Below are 16,547 nucleotides of genomic sequence, written 5' to 3'. Positions count from 1 at the left end.
CGGCGCGGCGCGCGCGTCAGCGCAGCGCCGCCGCCGCCCTGAACAGCGCGGGCACGAGGTCGGTTTCGACGCGGGCCGGCGAATAGTCGTCCAGCGTGGTCGACATGCCTATCGCCACCTGCGCGCCCGAAGACACGGTGGCCAGCACGGCGACGCCGATCTGGTGCATGTTCATCTGGTGCTGGGTGATCACATAGCCATCGGCGCGCGCCTTCGCAATCTCGCCCAGCAGCGATCCCAGATCGGTGGTGGTGCGCGGCGTGAACGCCAGCGGCGGCTGGCGTTGATAGATGGCGCGCAGTTCCTCATCGCTGCACTGCGTCAGCAGCATGCGGCCGCTCGCATTGGACCAGGCCGGCAGGCGGCGACCGGGCAGCATCTCGGACAGCGTGAGCTGGCGGCTGGGCAGGCGCAGCAGGTAGACCATGTCGTCGCCGCGGCGCATGCTCAGGTTGACGGCCAGGCCGAACTGATCGCGCAGCACGCCCAGATGCGGCGCGACCTGCGCGATCAAGGGATCGCCTTTCAGATACGAATGGCCCAGTTCGACCGCCCTGGGCGTCATGCGCAGCCGGCGCGAGGCCGGATCGCGCGTCAGGTAGCCGAGCTTTTCCCAGGTGAAAACAAAGCGCTGGGCCGCGCTTTTGCCCAGGCCCGTCATCTCGGCGAGCTCGGTCAGCCCCAGATCGCCCGGCCTGGCCGCAAAGGCTTCGAGCACGCGCATCGCGCGTTCCACGGCTGCCACGTACAGGAAATCCTTTTTCTCGGCCGACTCGTCGGCGGCATCCGGCGTCACGGGGTTTCCCATTCAGGCACGTACCTTCTCTGAACTGTTTCCAAAAGTGTTTGTATCTTATTTCAATACTTCAAGCGCACCGCGTTGGCGTGGCGACAGGCGGCTCGGCCCGCTTGCCGCACGCCTTGAGAATGCAGCGCGCGACGATGCGCCACGGCGCCAGCATTTCCTCCTGGGGAATGCTGGCGAAGGCCAGCATCAGTCCCGGGCGGGGGTTGCGGCCCAGATAGTAGTTCGACAGCGGCCGGGCGATCACGCCCTGGGCCGCGGCGTCCGCGGCAATCGCCACGTCGTCGCTGCCCGGCGGCAGCGACAGCACCAGATGCAGGCCCGCATTGCTGTCGTATTCATGCACCCAGCCAGGCCCCAGCGACTGTTCGACCAGCCCCATCAGATAGGCGCGGCGCGCCGAATAGATGAGGCGCATGCGGCGGATATGGGCGGCGTACTGGCCGCTGTCCATGAACTCGGCCAGCGCGGCCTGCTGCAGCATGTGGCCGCCGCGGTACAGCTCCGATTGCGCGGTGCGAAACGCTGCGGCAAACGGCGCGGGCACGACCATGTAGGCCATGCGCAGCCCAGGGTAGAGCGTCTTGCTGAACGTGCCCACATAGATCACCGGAGCGCCAGGAAGCAGGCCTTGCAGCGAGGCCACGGGGTGGCCGGAGAAACGAAATTCGCTGTCGTAGTCGTCCTCGACCACCCAGGTGCCGTGGCGCGTCGCATAGGCCAGCAGATCGAGCCGGCGCGCCAGGCTCATGACCGGGCCCAGCGGGTACTGGTGCGAAGGCGTGACAAACGCAAAGCGCGGCGGCTTGCCCGCGGCGTTGCGCGCAAAGCGCATGCCTTCGGCGTCGACCGGCATGGGCTTGAGCCGTATGCCGTTGATTTCCAGGATGCTGCGCGTGCCCCAGTACCCGGGCTCCTCGACCCAGGCATGGTCGCCCGCATCGCCCAGCACGCGCGTGATCAGATCGATCGCCTGGTGCACGCCTTCGGTGACGACGATCTGGCCGGGCTCGCAGACCACGGAACGCGCCTGGCGCAGATAGACCGCAAGGCTCTGGTGCAGTTTCGGATAGCCGCCGTTGGTCGCATAGCTGAGCGTCGCGGGCGGCAGTTCGCGGCTCAGGCGCGCGGTGATCTGCGCAAGCTTGGCATGCGGCACCTGGGTCACGTCGGGCACGCCGGGCAGGAAGGCACCCCACTGCGTGGACTGGGCCTTGGCGTTCATGACAACCTTGCGCCCGCGCGCAGACAGCCGCCCCGCCACGGCCTTGCCGGGCAGGGCCACGACCGCCTGGCTGGGCTTGACCGGCGCCAGGTCGGGAATGCGCTGCGCCACATAGGTGCCGCTGCCGGTAAGACCCTTGGTATAGCCCTCGGCCATCAGCTGCTCGTAGGCATGCATGACGGTATTGCGCGAGATGCCGGCCTGCAGCGCCAGATCGCGCGTGGGCGGCAGGCGCGTCGCGGCCGGCAGGCTCGCGTCGTGGATGGCATCGCGCAGGCATTCATAGAGCAGCCGGTTGACCGGCATGGCGGGCTTTTCGCGGCGCAATTGTGCCAGCCGGGGGGCGATCAGGTCGCCGCTGAGGGACTTCAATTGGCACCATCCATTTTGGTCAAAGTGGCGCTGGATTATAGGACTGATTCTCTGTGTAATCCGTTCATCAACCACCCGCCAACGAGATCCTCCATGAACAACCAGCAGATCGATCAGCGCCGGCTCGACGCCACCCCGCGTGGCGTGGGCGTGCTGTGCGAGTTCTATGCGGACCGCGCCGAGAACGCGACCATCTGGGACGTGGAAGGCAAGCAGTACACCGATTTCGCCGCGGGCATCGCCGTGGTCAACACCGGCCATCGCCACCCCAAGGTCGTCGCCGCCATCCAGGCCCAGCTCCAGCGCTTCACGCATACGGCCTTCCAGATCGTGCCCTACGAAAGCGCCGTGGCCCTGGCCGAGCGCCTCAACGCCTTGGTGCCGATGGATGGCGCGAGGAAGACCGCTTTCTTCACCACGGGAGCCGAGGCCGTCGAGAATGCCATCAAGATCGCCCGCGTCAGCACCGGCCGCCCCGGCGTCATCGCTTTTGGCGGCGGCTTTCACGGCCGCACCATGATGGGCCTGGCGCTGACCGGCAAGGTCCAGCCCTACAAGGCCGGTTTCGGTCCGTTTCCGGGCGAGGTCTATCACCTGCCCTTCCCCGCCCCGCTGCGCGGCGTGTCGGTGCAGCACAGCCTTGATGCGCTCGAGCACCTGTTCAAGTGCGACATCGAGCCCGGCCGTGTCGCGGCCATCATCGTCGAGCCGGTGCAGGGCGAAGGCGGCTTCAATGTGGCCGATGCCGCGCTGTTCGCCGGCCTGCGCCAGGTCTGCGACAAGCATGGCATCCTGCTGATTGCCGACGAAGTGCAGACCGGCTTCGGCCGCACGGGCAAGCTGTTCGCAATGCAGCACTACGCGGTGCGCCCCGACATCATGACCATGGCCAAGAGCCTCGCGGGCGGCATGCCGCTGTCGGCGGTCTGCGGCCGCGCCGCAGTCATGGACGCCGCCCACCCCGGCGGCCTGGGCGGCACCTATGCGGGCAACCCGCTGGCCGTCGCCGCCGCGCATGCGGTGCTCGACGTCATCGAGCAGGAGCAGCTGCTGGCGCGCTCGGTGCAGCTGGGCGCACGCCTGCAGGAGTTCCTCAACGACCTGCGCGAACGCATTCCCGCGATCGCCGACGTGCGCGGTCTGGGTTCCATGATTGCCATGGAGTGCGCCGATCCTCAGACCAAGGCGCCGGACAGCGCGCTGGTGGCGCGCATCCAGAAGGAAGCGCTGCAGCGCGGCCTGCTGCTGCTGAGCTGCGGCCAGCACGGCAATGTGATCCGTTTCCTCTACCCGCTGACCATCCCCGACGCCCAGTTCGACGCCGCGCTCGCGACGCTGGGCGAAGCCGTGTCGGCCGCGGCGGATGCCGCAGTCGCAGCATAAGAAAGTACCCCACCATGGACATGAAGACTTCCCCTCTCGCCTTGCTCAACGACCCGAGCCTGCTCAAGACCGACGCGCTGATCGACGGACAGTGGGTCCAGGGCGACACGCGTTTCGATGTGAACGACCCCGCCACCGGACTCAAGCTCGCCGATGTGCCGAACCTGGGCGCGGCCCAGGCGCAAGTCGCGCTCGACGCCGCGAACGCCGCCTGGCCCGCGTGGCGCGGCAAGACCGCCAAGCAGCGCCATGCGATTTTGCTCAAGTGGTACGAACTGCTGATGGCGCACAGCGACGACCTCGCGCGCATCATGACGGCCGAACAGGGCAAGCCCTTTGCGGAAGCCAAGGGCGAAGTCGCCTACGGCGCGAGCTTTGTCGAGTGGTTTGCCGAAGAGGCCAAGCGCGTCAACGGCGAGACGCTGCCGCAGTTCGACAACACCCGGCGCCTGCTGGTGCTCAAGCAGCCCGTGGGCGTGTGCGCGGCGATCACGCCCTGGAACTTCCCGCTGGCGATGATCACGCGCAAGGTCGCGCCGGCGCTGGCCGCGGGCTGCCCCGTGGTGATCAAGCCCGCCGAGCTGACGCCGCTCACGGCGCTGGCCGCGGCCGAACTCGCACTGCGCGCCGGCATTCCCGCGGGCGTGCTGAACGTGCTCACGGCCGACAGCGAAAACAGCATCGCCGTCGGCAAGCTGCTGTGTTCCAGCGACATCGTGCGCCACCTGAGCTTCACGGGCTCGACCGAAGTGGGCCGCATCCTGATGGCGCAAAGCGCGCCCAGCATCAAGAAGCTGGGCCTGGAGCTGGGCGGCAATGCGCCCTTCATCGTCTTCGACGACGCCGACATCGACTCCGCGGTGGACGGCGCCATCGCCAGCAAATTCCGCAACGCGGGCCAGACCTGCGTCTGCGCCAACCGGTTCTATGTACAGGACGGCGTATATGAGGAATTCGTGCAGAAGTTCGCCGCCCGGGTGCAGGCCTTGAAGGTCGGCAATGGCTTCGACGAGGGCGTGGTGCAGGGGCCGCTGATCGAGCCGGCTGCAGTCGACAAGGTGCAGCGTCACCTTCAGGATGCGCTGGCCAAGGGCGCGCGCGTGGTCGCGGGCGGTGCCCGGCTTGAAGGCCAGTTCTTCCAGCCCACGGTGGTCGCTGACGCCACGGACGACATGTTGTGCGCGCGCGAGGAGACCTTCGGCCCGTTCGCGCCGGTGTTTCGCTTCACGAGCGAGCAGCAAGCCATTGACGCCGCCAACAACACCGAGTTCGGCCTGGCGAGCTACTTTTACAGCCGCGACGTGGGCCGCATCTTCCGCGTCGGCGAAGCGCTGGAGTACGGCATGGTGGGCATCAATGCCGGCGTCATCGCTTCCGAGCATGTGCCGTTCGGCGGCGTCAAGCAGTCGGGCCTGGGCCGCGAAGGTTCGCGCCACGGCATCGATGACTACCTCGAACTCAAGTACCTCTGCCTGGGCGACATCGACAAATGAGAGCGGCGGCGCGCGCGGCCTTCAGTCCAGGCGCAACGCCGGCGTGATCTGCCGCGGGTCGGTGAGGACTTCGATCAGCGCAAAGCCCGCAGCCTGGCGCGCGCGCGCCAGCGCGCCGGGGAATGCTTCGGTGGTGTCGACGCGCTCGGCATGCGCGGCGCCCATGGCGCTGGCAAGCGCGACATAGTCGGGCCCGACCAGGCGCGTTCCGCTGACGCGCCCCGGATAGTGCTTTTCCTGGTGCATGCGTATGGTGCCGTACATGCCGTTGTTGACCACGATGACCACCAGCCGCGCGCCATGCTCGGCGGCCGTGGCGAGTTCCTGCGGGTACATCAGAAAGCAGCCGTCGCCGGCGACGCACAGCACCTCGCGAGCGGGATGGCGCAGCGCCGCAGCCACCGCGGCAGGGACCCCATAGCCCATCGCGCCGCAGGTCGTCGCCAGCTCGGTGCGCGCGCCGCGGTATTGGTAGAAACGGTGCAGCCAGACGGAATAGTTGCCGGCGCCGTTGGTCACCAGGGCGTCGTCGGGCAGCTGGGCGCTCGCATGCGCAATCACCGCGCCGAGATCGGCGCCGCTGGCTTCGGCCGCGCGCGCGGGCGGCAGGCTGAAGGCCTCATGCGCCTGCCTGGCGCGCGCCGTCCACTCATCCCAGGCGCGGCGCGCTGGTGCGGCCAGCGCCGCCAGCGCGGCAATGCTGCTCGCAGTGCCGGCCTGCAGGCCCATGCGGGGCCGATAGACACGCCCGATCTCATTGGCATCGGGGTGGATGTGAATCAGCTGCTGGCGCGGCTCGGGCACTTCGAGCAGGGAATACGAATCCGTGGAGACATCGCCCAGCCGCGTGCCTATGGCCAGAATCACGTCGGCGTTTTTTACCGCCTCCTTGAGCGCGGCGTTCATTCCCAGGCCCAGATGGCCCACGTAGTTGGCGCTGCGGTTGTCGAGCACGTCCTGGCGCCGGAACGAGCAGGCGACCGGCAGGTTCCAGGCCGCGGCAAAGCGCTGCAGCTGCTGCGACGCCTGCGCGGTCCAGCCGCTGCCGCCGACCACCACCAGCGGCTGGCGCGCGCCCTGCAGCGCCTGGGCCACGCGCGCCAGCGCGTCGCTCGACGGCGGCGTGGGCTCGAGCGCGCGGCAGGCAAAGGCCGGCTTGTCGGTCAACTCGACCAGCATGTCCTCAGGCAGCGACACCACGACCGGCCCGGGCCGGCCCGAGACCGCGGTATGGAAGGCCCGGGCCACGATCTCGCCCATGCGCGCGGCATCGGTCACTTCGACCACCCATTTGGCCAGGCCGCCGAACATCGCCTGGTAATCGACTTCCTGGAATGCGTCGCGGCCGACCTGGCTGCGCGCGATCTGGCCGACGAACAGGATCATGGGTGTCGAATCCTGCTGGGCGATGTGCACGCCGATGCTGGCGTGGGTCGCGCCCGGCCCGCGCGTCACCATGCAGATGCCGGGGCGGCCGGTCATCTTGCCGTCGGCCTCGGCCATGTTGGCCGCGCCGCCTTCGTGCTTGGTCACGATCAATTGAATGCTGTCCTGCACATCATGCAAGGCGTCGAGCACGGCGAGGTAGCTTTCGCCCGGCACGCAGAACACGCGGTCCACACCGTGCAGGCGCAGGGAATCGACCAGCACCTGCCCTGCGGTGCGCGAGGCGGCGGGATCAGCGATACGGGCGGGGGAGTCTTCAAGCATGGGGCATTTCCTGTGGTGGCGGGGCCGCAATCCGGCCCGGACTGGCGCGAAGTCTAGAAGCCGCAGTGGCCGCGCGCACCGCCATTTCCGCAGGGCAGTCGTGCCGAAATTGCATTGCTGGTGCCGGCCCGGTTTTCCTAGCATGTCCCCTGAACGCAAGGACTGCATGCCATGACGTTCAACGCCGATCGCCGGCCTTCGCCGCGGCGCAAAAAAAGGAGACATGAACATGACAAGACATATCCCGGGTCGACGCGCCCTCATGCTGCAGGCCGCAGCCGCAGCCGCAGCCGCAGCCTGGCCGTTCGCTAAAGCCCTGGCCGCCGACACCTGGCCTGAGCGTGCGATCACCTACATCGTGCCGTTCGCTCCGGGCGGTGCCACCGATATCCTGGGCCGCATGTACAGCCAGGCGCTGACGCAGTCGCTGAAAGTGCCCGTGGTGGTCGAAAACATAGGCGGCACCGGCGGCAGCCTGGGCTCGGCCAAGGCCGCGCGCGCCAAACCCGACGGCTACACGCTGGTCGGCGGCACCATCAGCTCGCACGCGATCAACGTCAGCATCTACCCGTCCATCGGCTACGATCCCATCGCCTCGTTCGAGCCCGTCATTCTGAGCGGCACGCTGCCCAACGTCATGCTGGTGCGCGCGAACGGGCCGTTGAAGACGGTCGACGATGTGATCACTGCGGGCAAGAAGCCCGGCAGCAGCATCAACTTCGGCTCTTCCGGCGTGGGCTCGTCGCAGCACCTGACCGGCGCCTTGTTCGCGCTGGAAACCGGCGCCAACCTGACGCATGTGCCGTACAAGGGTTCGGGCCCCGCGCTGCAGGCGCTGATGTCGGGCGAGATCGACCTGCTGTTCGACAACATCACGGCGGGCGTTCCTTTCGTCAACGCGGGCCGGCTGCGCGCGCTGGGCGTGACATCGCTGGAGGCATCGGCTTCGCTGCCCGACGTCAAGCCGCTGGCGCAGCAAGGCTTGGCCGGCTTCGAAGTCCTTTCCTGGCAGGCGGTGTTTGCCCCGGCGGGCACGCCCAGGCCGGTCATCGACAAGCTCTACCAGAACATGGCCGCCGCGCTGAAAAAGCCCGACGTGCAGGAAAAGCTCACGGCGCTGGGCATGGATGTTTCGGGTGCGGGCCCGCAGGAGCTGCGCGCGCTGCAGCGGCGCGAAGTCAGCAAATGGGCTGAAGTGGCGCGCAAGGCCAACGTCAAACTGGACTGATGCCACTTTTATGAGCGCACTCAAGAACATTCACGCCTTGGCCGATTTCGAGGCGCTGGCGCGCCGCAAGCTGCCGCGCCAGCTGTTCAGCTACATCCACAACGGCGCGGACGACGAATCGTCGCTGCGCGCCAATCGCGCGGCGTTCGAGCGCTATGCGTTCGTGCCGCGCATGCTCGAAGGCGTGGCCCGGCGCTCGCAGCAGATCGAGCTGTTCGGCCGCAGCTACCGGTCGCCGTTCGGCATCTCTCCGGTCGGCCTCTCGGCCATGTGGTGCTATCGCGGCGATCTGGTGCTGGCCCAGGCCGCGCAGGAGATGGGCATTCCCGCGGTGATGAGCGGCGCTTCGCTGATTCCCATGGAAACCGTGGCCGCCGCCGCGCCCGGCACCTGGTTCCAGGCCTATATGCCGGGCGAGCCGGCGCGCGTCGAGGCGCTGATCAGCCGCATCGCCAAGGCCGGCTTCGAGACCCTGGTGGTGACGGTCGATCTGCCGGTGCAGGTCAACCCCGAACGCTACGCCAAGAATGGCTTCAGCACGCCGCTGCGTCCCAGTCTGCGCCTGGCCTGGGATGGTATCAGCCATCCACGCTGGCTCGCCGGCACGTTTCTCAAGACGCTGGCGCGCCACGGCATGCCGCATTTCGAGAACTGGCGCGCCGAGCGCGGTGCGCCGATTCTGGCGGCGCGCGCCGAGCGCGACTTCCAGGCGCGCGATCACCTCGACTGGTCCCACCTGGGCGTGATGCGCGAGCTGTGGAAAGGGCCGCTGGTGGTCAAAGGCATTCTGCGCTGGCAGGACGCGGTGAAGGCCCAGAACCTGGGCGTCGACGGCATCATTGTCTCCAACCATGGCGGCCGCCAGATGGACGGCGCGATTTCACCGCTGCGCGTGCTGCCGGAAATCGTGCAGGCCGCGCCCGGTCTCACGGTGATGATGGACAGCGGCATACGGCGCGGCAGCGATGTGCTCAAGGCGCTGGCGCTGGGCGCGCGCTGCGTGTTCAACGGCCGCTCGTTCAACTATGCGGCAACCGCTGCGGGGCCCGAGGGTGTGCGGCATGCGATCGGCATACTGCGCACAGAAGTGCAGCGCAACATGGCCTTGCTGGGCATCAACCGGCTGGGCGAGCTTGACGCTTCGCTGGTGCGCGATCTTCAGGCGCAGGGCTGAGTGACGCCCGGCCACTGCCCCTTCTTGACCAGGCTGGCGACCACCTGGCGCAGGACCTGGGTGGTATCCCACAGACCGCTCGCGGCCGGCCGGTTCGTCGCCGTGGCGATGGCCACGGTGCGCAATGCCTCGTCGCCGGCAAGGCGCACGGCCTGCAGCTGGCCGCGCTCGACTTCATCCTGCACGGCCGCAAGCGGCAGCAGCGTGCAGCCGTGGCCCGCGGCCACGAGGCGGCGCGTCATGAACGTCGAGCCGTCGCACTCCATCGCCACCTGCAGCCGCTGGCCACGGCGCTGGGCCCAGGTTTCGGCCAGGCCGCGCAGGCCGTGCTGCGTGGTCGGCAACACCAGCGGAAGGTCCAGCAGCTGGTCAATAGGCAGCGGGTCGGCCGGCCGCCGCCAGCCCGGCGGCAGCACGCAGCACAGCGGCTCCTGCAGCAGCAGATCGTGGTCGACGATGCGCGACTGGGTGGGCACATAGAGCAGCGCAACGTCGATCTTGCCTTCCTGCAGCCAGTCGACCAGCTGGTGACCCATGCCTTCGACAAATCGCAGGCGCGCGCGCGGAAAGCGCGCCTTGAGCGCATGGCCCAGCGCGCCGAAGGTCACCTGGGCAATGGTCGGCATGGCCGCGACGACGATCTGCGCCGGGCCCTCGGCAGCCAGGTCCGCCGCGACGCGGCGCGTGTGCTGCAGCGCATCGACCACCTTGCGCGCCTCCATCAGCAGCAGCGCGCCGGCCTCCGTGGGCACCATGCCGCGGCCGCTGCGGTGAAACAGCTTGACGCCGGCCTCGTCCTCGAGGCGGCCGATATGGCGGGTCAGCGTCGACGGCTCCATGCCCAGCGCCGCTGCCGCCCGCGAGATGCTGCCGCTCTGGGCAACGATGTGGAAGTATTCGAGCGCGCCAAGGTCCATGCGCTGAATATACCGACGGCGCGCCGGACTTCATGCGCTTGCGCCGGCAATTTTTGCGCCGCGCCCCGCAAGCTCAGCGCGAGCGCACCAGGCTGAACCACAGCCCCACGGCGGTGACGCTGCCCAGGCAGATGCCCGACAGCAGATCGCCGAATCCACCGTCGCTGAACAGAGCGCAGACCAGGCCTATGCCGGTCAGCACGCCCAGCACCATCGGCCAGCCCCAGAGGGCAAGAAAGCGTTTCTTCGCGCGCTTCGCGGTCATGGTGTGGCCTCCTGAGGGGAAGTGATGAGGGCCGCCGGCTTGGCGGCCGTGCGGCCTTTTCTGAGCCACAGGTACAGACCCGTGCCCAGCACGAAGATGCTGGCGATGTCCAGCAGCGCCCAGATGATCTGCATCACGCGCCCGCCGTAGTCGCCGAAGTGCAGCGGCTGCGAGACCAGCAGCGCCGTGAGATACCAGGGAATCTGCGGCGCGGCCGTCACGGCCGAAGTCTTGGCATCGACCAGCACCGGGTGCAGCAGCTTGGAAGTCAGCGGCTCGTCGCCGCGCAGGAACACGGTGTTGTGGTGCGGACTGGAGTAGCTGGTGCCGGGGAAGGCAATGAACGACAGCTTGGAGCCGGGCACCTGGCGCAGCGCCGCGTCCAGCGACTGCTGCACGGGCGCGCGCTCGGCGGCAGCCACGGTGGGCTGGCCCTGGTAGGGGGCAAGCACGCTGCTGAGCTGGTCGTGCTGCCAATACTTGATCACCAGATCGGCCCAGGTATTGATCATGCCCGTGGCGCCGACGACAAACAGCCAGACCAGGGTCACTATGCCCAGCAGGTTGTGCAGGTCCAGCCATTTCACGCGCGCCGTGCGGTCGCGGCGCACGGTGCCAAAATCGAGCTTGCGCATGAACGGCGCGTAGAGCACCACGCCGCTGACGATGGCCACCAGCAGCAGCAGGCCCATGAAGCCCAGGAACAGCTTGCCCGGCAGGCCGGCGAACAGGTCCACATGCAGCTTGAACATGACCCACATGAAGCCTTCGTCGAAGCGCAGCTGCGGCGCCAGCAGTTCGGTGCTGCGCGCATCGACGATCACCGTGCGGAAGTCGTCGGTGTTCGCCGGCGTGTGCGTCATGGTGACGTACCAGATGTCGTCGGTCTCGTCGGATTTGGACACGAACTGCACGATGCGATCCGGATGCTGGGCGCGCGCCAGCTCCAGCACCTTGTCCAGGCTCGCATGCGGCGTGTCCTCGGGCATGGCCGGGGCCTCGACTTCGGTGCCCAACAGATGGCCGATCTCATGGTGAAAGATCAGCGGCAGGCCGGTCAGGCACAGCAGCAGCATGAAAATGGTGCAGATGAGGCTGCTCCATTTGTGCACCCAGGCCCAGATCTTGATGGTGTGGCTTTGCATTGGCTTCGTTGCTTTGGAGGAAATGTCAAAGGCAGCGCCCAGGCCGCAAGGCCCTGGCGCTGCCCTGCGGGCTCAACAGATCAGAAGTCGATCTGTGCCGACAGCATCAGCGTGCGCGGCGCGCCCACCGTCACATAGCTGGGGTTGGTGCTGGTCACCCAGTACGCCTTGTCGGCGACGTTTTCCAGGCTCGCGCGCAGCACCACGGGCTGGTTGCTGACCTTGGTGCGGTAGCGCGCACCGATGTCCATGCGGGTCCAGTTGGGCATGCGCAGCTGGTTGGCCGGATCGAAGTACATGGCCGAGGTGTGGATCACGCGGCCGTTGAGGCTCAGGCCCGCGACCCAGGGCGTGTCCCAGTCCAGGCCCACGTTGAAGGTGCGCTTGGGCACGCCGTTGGCATCGTTGCCCTGGTTGGCGCCGCCGTTGGTGCGCGTCAGCTTGGCATCGAGGAAGGCCGCGCTGGCCATCAGCCGCAGGCCGCGCTGCAGCTCGCCGTAGGTGGTCAGTTCCAGGCCGCGGTTGCGCTGTTCGCCGCCGAAGCTGAACACGCGGTTCTCGGTCAAGCTCGACGGCTGCTTGATCTGGAACAGCGCGGCCTGGGTCATCAGCATGCCCCAGTCCTTCTTCACGCCGACTTCGATCTGCCGGGTCTTCTGCGGCGCGAACACCTCGCCCTCGTTGATCGTGCCCACGCCGGCAATCTCACCGGCCCTGAGGCCGGCGGTGTAGTTGGTGTAGATCGAGGTGTCGCGCGAAGCCTTGAACACCAGGCCGGCGAGCGGCGTCACGGCGCTGGCCTTGTAGGCGGTGGAACCGTTGACGCTCTTCTGGTGGATAGTCTGGTCGCGCAGGCCCAGCGTCAGCAGCACGCGGTCGTTGGCAAACGCCATGGTGTCGGCAATCGCCACGCTTTGCTGCGTCAGGTCGGCGGTCTTGCTTGGCGCCAGGCGCGCGCCGGTGAGCACCGGCAGCGGCGCGGGATGGTAGAGGTTGGATGGGTTGGACGTGGCGGTGCCGGTGTAGAAGTAGCCGGTCTCGCGCGCCATGTGGTTGGCCGACAGCACCAGCGTGTGACCCACGCTGCCGGTCCTGAAGCGCGTGCGCAGGCCGGCATCGGCCGACGTGGTCTTGTTGTATTCGTCGTAGAGGCCGTTGGAGACGCTGAAGTTGCCCTGCGAATCGGGCTCGGTGCCCCAGGCGCCGGGGAAATGCTGGAAAGTCTTGGAGTCGGTGTAGCCGACGCCGCCGTAGACGGTGGTGCTGTCGTTGATGTCGTACTCGAGGCGCGAGATCACGGTCCTGGCCTTGTCGGTCAGCTCGGTGCCGGGGTAGAAGTTCAGGCGCGCATCGGGCACGGCGGGCACGCTGGTGATGCCGCTGCGAAAGCCGATCTGCGGGCGGAACTCCGTGGTCTTGCCGTCGGTGGCCAGCGCGTCCAGCGACCAGCGCAGCTTGTCGCCCGCGAAGTCCAGGCCCAGCGAGCCCAGGCCCAGGCGCTGGCGGCCGCCGTCGATGTTGCCTTCGCCATTGCGCCACACGCCGTTGGCACGCACTCCCCACTGGTTGTCAGTGCCGAAGCGCCGGCCCACGTCGAGGTGGGTGCCCAGTTGGCCCTGGCCCATATAGGTGCCGGTGACACGCGTCAGCGGCTCGTCGCCGGCGCGCTTGGTCACCAGGTTGATGTTGCCGCCGACGCTGCCGCTGGGGCCCACGCCGTTGGTCAGCGAGCCCGGGCCCTTGAGCACTTCGACGCGCTCTATCATCTCCAGCGGCACGCGCGTGGAGGGCACGAGGCCGTACAGCCCGTTGAGCGACACATCGCGCATGCCCACGGCAAAGCCGCGGATCTGGAAGTCTTCGCCATAGCCGCCGCGCGCCTGCAGCGTGCGCACCGAAGCGTCGCTCATCACCACGTCGGAGATGTTGAGCGCCTGCTGGTTCTCGATCAGCGCCGAAGTGTAGTTGGTGGTGCTGAACGGCACGTCCATCAGGTCGGTGCGGCCCAGTATGCCCAGGTCGCCGCCGCGCGCCAGCTGGCCGCCCGAATAGGTTTTCTGCAGCCCGCCTATGGCCGCGGCCTGGTCGCTGACCACCACTTCCTGCAGCGGCTTGGAGGCGGTCTGGGCGAGCGCGCCCAGCGAGGCCATGGCCAGGCCCGTGCCCAGGCACTGCGCCATCAGGCGCGCAAGCGGTTTGGCGGCAAAGCGTGGGGAATCGGAGTAAGAACGATTTTTCATCACATTCACGTCACAGGTTATGGAAAGGGAAAATGCAGCGGCTGGCGGATGTCAGAAGTTCGCGCGCAGCGTCAGCGTGAGGTTGCGCGGATCGCCGTAGTAGTTGTTGAAGTACCTGCTGTTGGGCGAGAACTTGGCGTAATAGACCTTGTCGAACAGGTTGTTGGCGTTGAGCTGCAGCGACAGGGTGGAATTGATGCGGTACGCGACCAGTGCGTCAAAAAGCGCATAACCACCCTGGCGGGTGGTGGCATCGGCGACGCTGGCGTAGCTGCGGCTTTGCAGGCGCAAGCCGGCTCCCAGGGTCCAGCCCGGCCAGGGCCCGGCGAGCCTGTGGGTGGTGAACAGGCGCAAGGCATGCTGGGGATCGGCCGGGCGCAGCGGCTGGCCGACCAGCGCGGCCTCGGCAGCGCGCAGGTAACGGCTGCGGGTATTGGTGTAGCTCGCCATGAGCTGCCAGCCCGCGGCGGGTTCGCCCGACAGCTCGACTTCCCAGCCGCGGCTGCGGCTCTTGCCGCCGGCCAGATAGCAGCGGCCGGCGAGGTAGTACGGCAGGCAGGGCATGGGCGAGGCCGTGTCCTCCATGGCGCCGCCCACGTACTGGATATGGAACGCCGACAGCGTGGCCTGCAGCCGGCCGTCGAGAAAATCGCCCTTGAGGCCGGCTTCGAGGTCCTGGCCGCGGATGGGCGCCAGCAGGCTGCCGTCCGCCTGCTTCTTGTTCTGCGAACTGAAGATCCTGCTGTAGCTCGCGTAGGCGCTGATGTGATCCGACAGTTCATGGATCAGTCCGGCATAGGGCGTGAGCTCGTGGCGCACGCCGTAGCCGCTGCCCGGCGTCGCCGGCTCGTGGTAGTCCCACCAGCTCAGGCGCGCGCCGACCACCGCCGTGAGCGCATCGCTCAGCGACAGGCGGGCGCGCGCGAAGCCGCCATGCTGGTGCACATGCGAGGTCGGGGCCGAATAGGCGTTGCCATTGCCTGCGCTGTAGACGGGCTCGGGGTAGCTGGTGTAGGGGTTCCAGCTGCGGATGTCCACGCCGTAGAGCGGGCTCACATCCCAATAGCCCGAAGTGCCGATGGCGCGCACGCGCTGCAGGTCCAGGCCCAGCGCCAGTTCGTGTGTGCGGCCCAGAAGCGCGAACGGGCCTGTGGCCTGCAGGCTCAGCGCGCCCTGGCTGCTGGCTTCGCCGTCGTAGATCGAGGTGTTGACGTCGGCGAGATAGGGATTCGTGGCGCTGGCGCTGGTGAATGAAGTCTGCTTGAAGCCGTCGGCGCGGAAGTAGGTGCGCGCGGCCTGGGCCTTGAGCTTCCAGCCGTTGTCCAGGCCGTGGTCCAGCTCGACAAAGACCTGGCGGTTGCTGCGGTTCCAGGCGTTCCAGGGCGTTCCGAGATAGGTGTTGCGCGCCAGGCCGAGCTGGCTGCCGTCAGGCGCCGCGGGCAGTCCGCCCCAGGCGCCGGTCGCGCCCAGCGCAGTGTGCTGCAGGCTGGCGGTGAGCCGGGTGGCGGGTGCGAGGTCGGCCTCGATCACGGCATAGATGCTTTTGCGGTCCTCGTGGCGCGCGGTCTGGAACGCGGCCTTTTCATCGCTCAGTGCCACCAGCCGGGCGCGCAGCGTGCCCGCGGCGTTGACCGGGCCCGACAGGTCGGCTTCGAGCCGCTGGCGATCCCACGAGCCCAGCGTCAGCGCCGCCGATCCCTGCCATTGCGGCGTCGGGCGCTTGCGCACCATGTTGACCACGGCCGAAGGATTGCCCGCGCCGCGCAGCAGGCCCGAAGCCCCGCGCAGCACTTCGACGCGGTCGAGCATCGCCGTGTCGGGCTGGATGAAAGTCGCGGCCGAAGTGACCTGGTTGATGCCCAGTCCATCGATCTGCAGCGAGTCGATCTGGTAGCCGCGCGCGTAGTAGTTGATGCGTTCGCTGTCGATGTAGTCGACGGTCACGCCCGTGGTGTTCTTCAGCACCGCGTGCAGATCGGGCAGCGCCTGATCGTCCAGCCATTGGCGCGTGAGCACGGTCACGGGCTGGGGAATGTCGCTCACCCGCTGCGGGCCGATATTGCCCGTGACCGGGCCGGCCGCATAGCTGCCCGAGCGCTCGGTGGTGGCGCCGACCTCGGCCCTGGCGCTGACCGTGACATCGCCCAGCACCATACCGGCGCCGCCCGTCTGCCCAGGCTGCGCGCGCAAGGTATAGACGCCGCTGGCCTCGCGCTGGGCCTGCAGGTGCGTGCCTTCGAGCAGCCGCGCGAAACCGTCACTGACCGAATACGCGCCGCGCAGGCCAGGCGAGCGCCGCGCGCCAATCTGGGCCGCGTCGAACGTCAGGGCCACGCCGGCCTGATTGGCGTATTGGGCAATGACGTGGGTCAGCGGGCCGGCGGCAATCGCAAAACTGTGCAGTTGCGTGCGCGCCTCCGCGCCCGGCATGGACTGGGCGCTGGCCGCAACCGCTGCGGCCAGCAGCAGCCACAGCACCAGGCCCGCGACGCCAGCCGCAGGCCGGCACGGCCGCAAGGCGGACGTTCGGGGCAATGGCATGGGAGGGCGCGGCATGGTTCAGCAGAAAAGTGGCGTGGTTTCCTTGTAT

Annotated in this window: 12 protein-coding genes; 4 read left to right on the top strand and 8 right to left on the bottom strand. The window is 67.9% G+C overall.

What is annotated here, in order from left to right; genetic code table 11:
* Positions 1-16: 16 nt before the first annotated feature.
* Positions 17-808 (bottom strand): IclR family transcriptional regulator, encoded by a 792-nt coding sequence (locus ACSVDO_RS24340; RefSeq protein WP_489596885.1) that lies wholly within the window; start codon positions 806-808, stop codon positions 17-19.
* Between the two features lie 58 nt (positions 809-866).
* Positions 867-2,402, bottom strand: a complete 1,536-nt coding sequence (pdxR, locus tag ACSVDO_RS24335; protein WP_332539938.1) for a MocR-like pyridoxine biosynthesis transcription factor PdxR — start codon at positions 2,400-2,402, stop codon at positions 867-869.
* Between the two features lie 93 nt (positions 2,403-2,495).
* Between pdxR and gabT the strand changes: the two genes are divergently transcribed.
* The gene (gabT, locus tag ACSVDO_RS24330; protein ID WP_489596883.1) at positions 2,496-3,785 is read left to right on the top strand and encodes a 4-aminobutyrate--2-oxoglutarate transaminase; all 1,290 of its coding nucleotides are present in this window, start codon (positions 2,496-2,498) and stop codon (positions 3,783-3,785) included.
* A 14-nt stretch (positions 3,786-3,799) separates the two neighbouring features.
* Positions 3,800-5,278, top strand: a complete 1,479-nt coding sequence (locus tag ACSVDO_RS24325; RefSeq protein WP_489596881.1) for an NAD-dependent succinate-semialdehyde dehydrogenase — start codon at positions 3,800-3,802, stop codon at positions 5,276-5,278.
* Positions 5,279-5,299: 21 nt separating this feature from the next.
* On the opposite strand, the gene ACSVDO_RS24320 is transcribed toward ACSVDO_RS24325, so the two are convergent.
* Positions 5,300-6,988 carry a thiamine pyrophosphate-binding protein gene (locus ACSVDO_RS24320; protein ID WP_489596879.1) on the bottom strand — a complete coding sequence of 563 codons (1,689 nt, stop codon included), beginning with the start codon at positions 6,986-6,988 and terminating at the stop codon, positions 5,300-5,302.
* Positions 6,989-7,217: 229 nt separating this feature from the next.
* Here ACSVDO_RS24320 and ACSVDO_RS24315 point away from each other — a divergent pair, with 229 nt between their 5' ends.
* Complete coding sequence (locus ACSVDO_RS24315) at positions 7,218-8,216, top strand: Bug family tripartite tricarboxylate transporter substrate binding protein (protein WP_332539932.1); 999 nt, start codon at positions 7,218-7,220, stop codon at positions 8,214-8,216.
* Between the two features lie 10 nt (positions 8,217-8,226).
* A complete protein-coding gene (locus ACSVDO_RS24310) occupies positions 8,227-9,390 on the top strand; it encodes an alpha-hydroxy acid oxidase (RefSeq protein WP_489596877.1) in 1,164 nt (387 codons plus the stop codon).
* Here ACSVDO_RS24310 and ACSVDO_RS24305 read toward each other — a convergent pair.
* From ACSVDO_RS24305 to ACSVDO_RS24285, 5 genes are all read right to left on the bottom strand, one after another.
* Entirely contained in the window at positions 9,375-10,307 is a 933-nt protein-coding gene (locus tag ACSVDO_RS24305) for a LysR family transcriptional regulator (protein ID WP_332549682.1), read from the bottom strand. The genes ACSVDO_RS24310 and ACSVDO_RS24305 overlap by 16 nt on opposite strands.
* A gap of 73 nt (positions 10,308-10,380) precedes the next feature.
* On the bottom strand, positions 10,381-10,572 hold the full coding sequence (locus tag ACSVDO_RS24300) for a hypothetical protein (protein ID WP_332535569.1): 192 nt from the start codon (positions 10,570-10,572) through the stop codon (positions 10,381-10,383).
* Complete coding sequence (locus ACSVDO_RS24295; protein WP_489596875.1) at positions 10,569-11,717, bottom strand: PepSY-associated TM helix domain-containing protein; 1,149 nt, start codon at positions 11,715-11,717, stop codon at positions 10,569-10,571. Before ACSVDO_RS24295 ends, ACSVDO_RS24300 begins: the two co-directional genes overlap by 4 nt.
* Positions 11,718-11,797: 80 nt before the next feature.
* Complete coding sequence (locus ACSVDO_RS24290) at positions 11,798-13,957, bottom strand: TonB-dependent receptor (protein ID WP_489596873.1); 2,160 nt, start codon at positions 13,955-13,957, stop codon at positions 11,798-11,800.
* A gap of 51 nt (positions 13,958-14,008) precedes the next feature.
* A complete protein-coding gene (locus ACSVDO_RS24285) occupies positions 14,009-16,498 on the bottom strand; it encodes a TonB-dependent siderophore receptor (protein ID WP_489596872.1) in 2,490 nt (829 codons plus the stop codon).
* Between the last annotated feature and the right edge of the window lie 49 nt (positions 16,499-16,547).

It is taken from the genome of Comamonas sp. DB36 (assembly GCF_057914905.1).
The sequence above is the reverse complement of the archived record's forward strand: the minus strand, read 5'-3'. Positions and strand labels throughout refer to the sequence as shown.

Excerpts from the sequence above, each read along its gene's own strand:
- ACSVDO_RS24285 (WP_489596872.1), bottom strand. The coding sequence starts at position 16,498 with ATGCCATTGCCCCGAACGTCCGCCTTGCGGCCGTGCCGGCCTGCGGCT.
- ACSVDO_RS24310 (WP_489596877.1), top strand. The coding sequence starts at position 8,227 with ATGAGCGCACTCAAGAACATTCACGCCTTGGCCGATTTCGAGGCGCTG.
- ACSVDO_RS24295 (WP_489596875.1), bottom strand. The coding sequence starts at position 11,717 with ATGCAAAGCCACACCATCAAGATCTGGGCCTGGGTGCACAAATGGAGC.
- ACSVDO_RS24340 (WP_489596885.1), bottom strand. The coding sequence starts at position 808 with ATGGGAAACCCCGTGACGCCGGATGCCGCCGACGAGTCGGCCGAGAAA.
- ACSVDO_RS24300 (WP_332535569.1), bottom strand. The coding sequence starts at position 10,572 with ATGACCGCGAAGCGCGCGAAGAAACGCTTTCTTGCCCTCTGGGGCTGG.
- ACSVDO_RS24290 (WP_489596873.1), bottom strand. The coding sequence starts at position 13,957 with ATGAAAAATCGTTCTTACTCCGATTCCCCACGCTTTGCCGCCAAACCG.
- ACSVDO_RS24320 (WP_489596879.1), bottom strand. The coding sequence starts at position 6,988 with ATGCTTGAAGACTCCCCCGCCCGTATCGCTGATCCCGCCGCCTCGCGC.
- ACSVDO_RS24315 (WP_332539932.1), top strand. The coding sequence starts at position 7,218 with ATGACAAGACATATCCCGGGTCGACGCGCCCTCATGCTGCAGGCCGCA.
- gabT (WP_489596883.1), top strand. The coding sequence starts at position 2,496 with ATGAACAACCAGCAGATCGATCAGCGCCGGCTCGACGCCACCCCGCGT.
- ACSVDO_RS24325 (WP_489596881.1), top strand. The coding sequence starts at position 3,800 with ATGGACATGAAGACTTCCCCTCTCGCCTTGCTCAACGACCCGAGCCTG.
- ACSVDO_RS24305 (WP_332549682.1), bottom strand. The coding sequence starts at position 10,307 with ATGGACCTTGGCGCGCTCGAATACTTCCACATCGTTGCCCAGAGCGGC.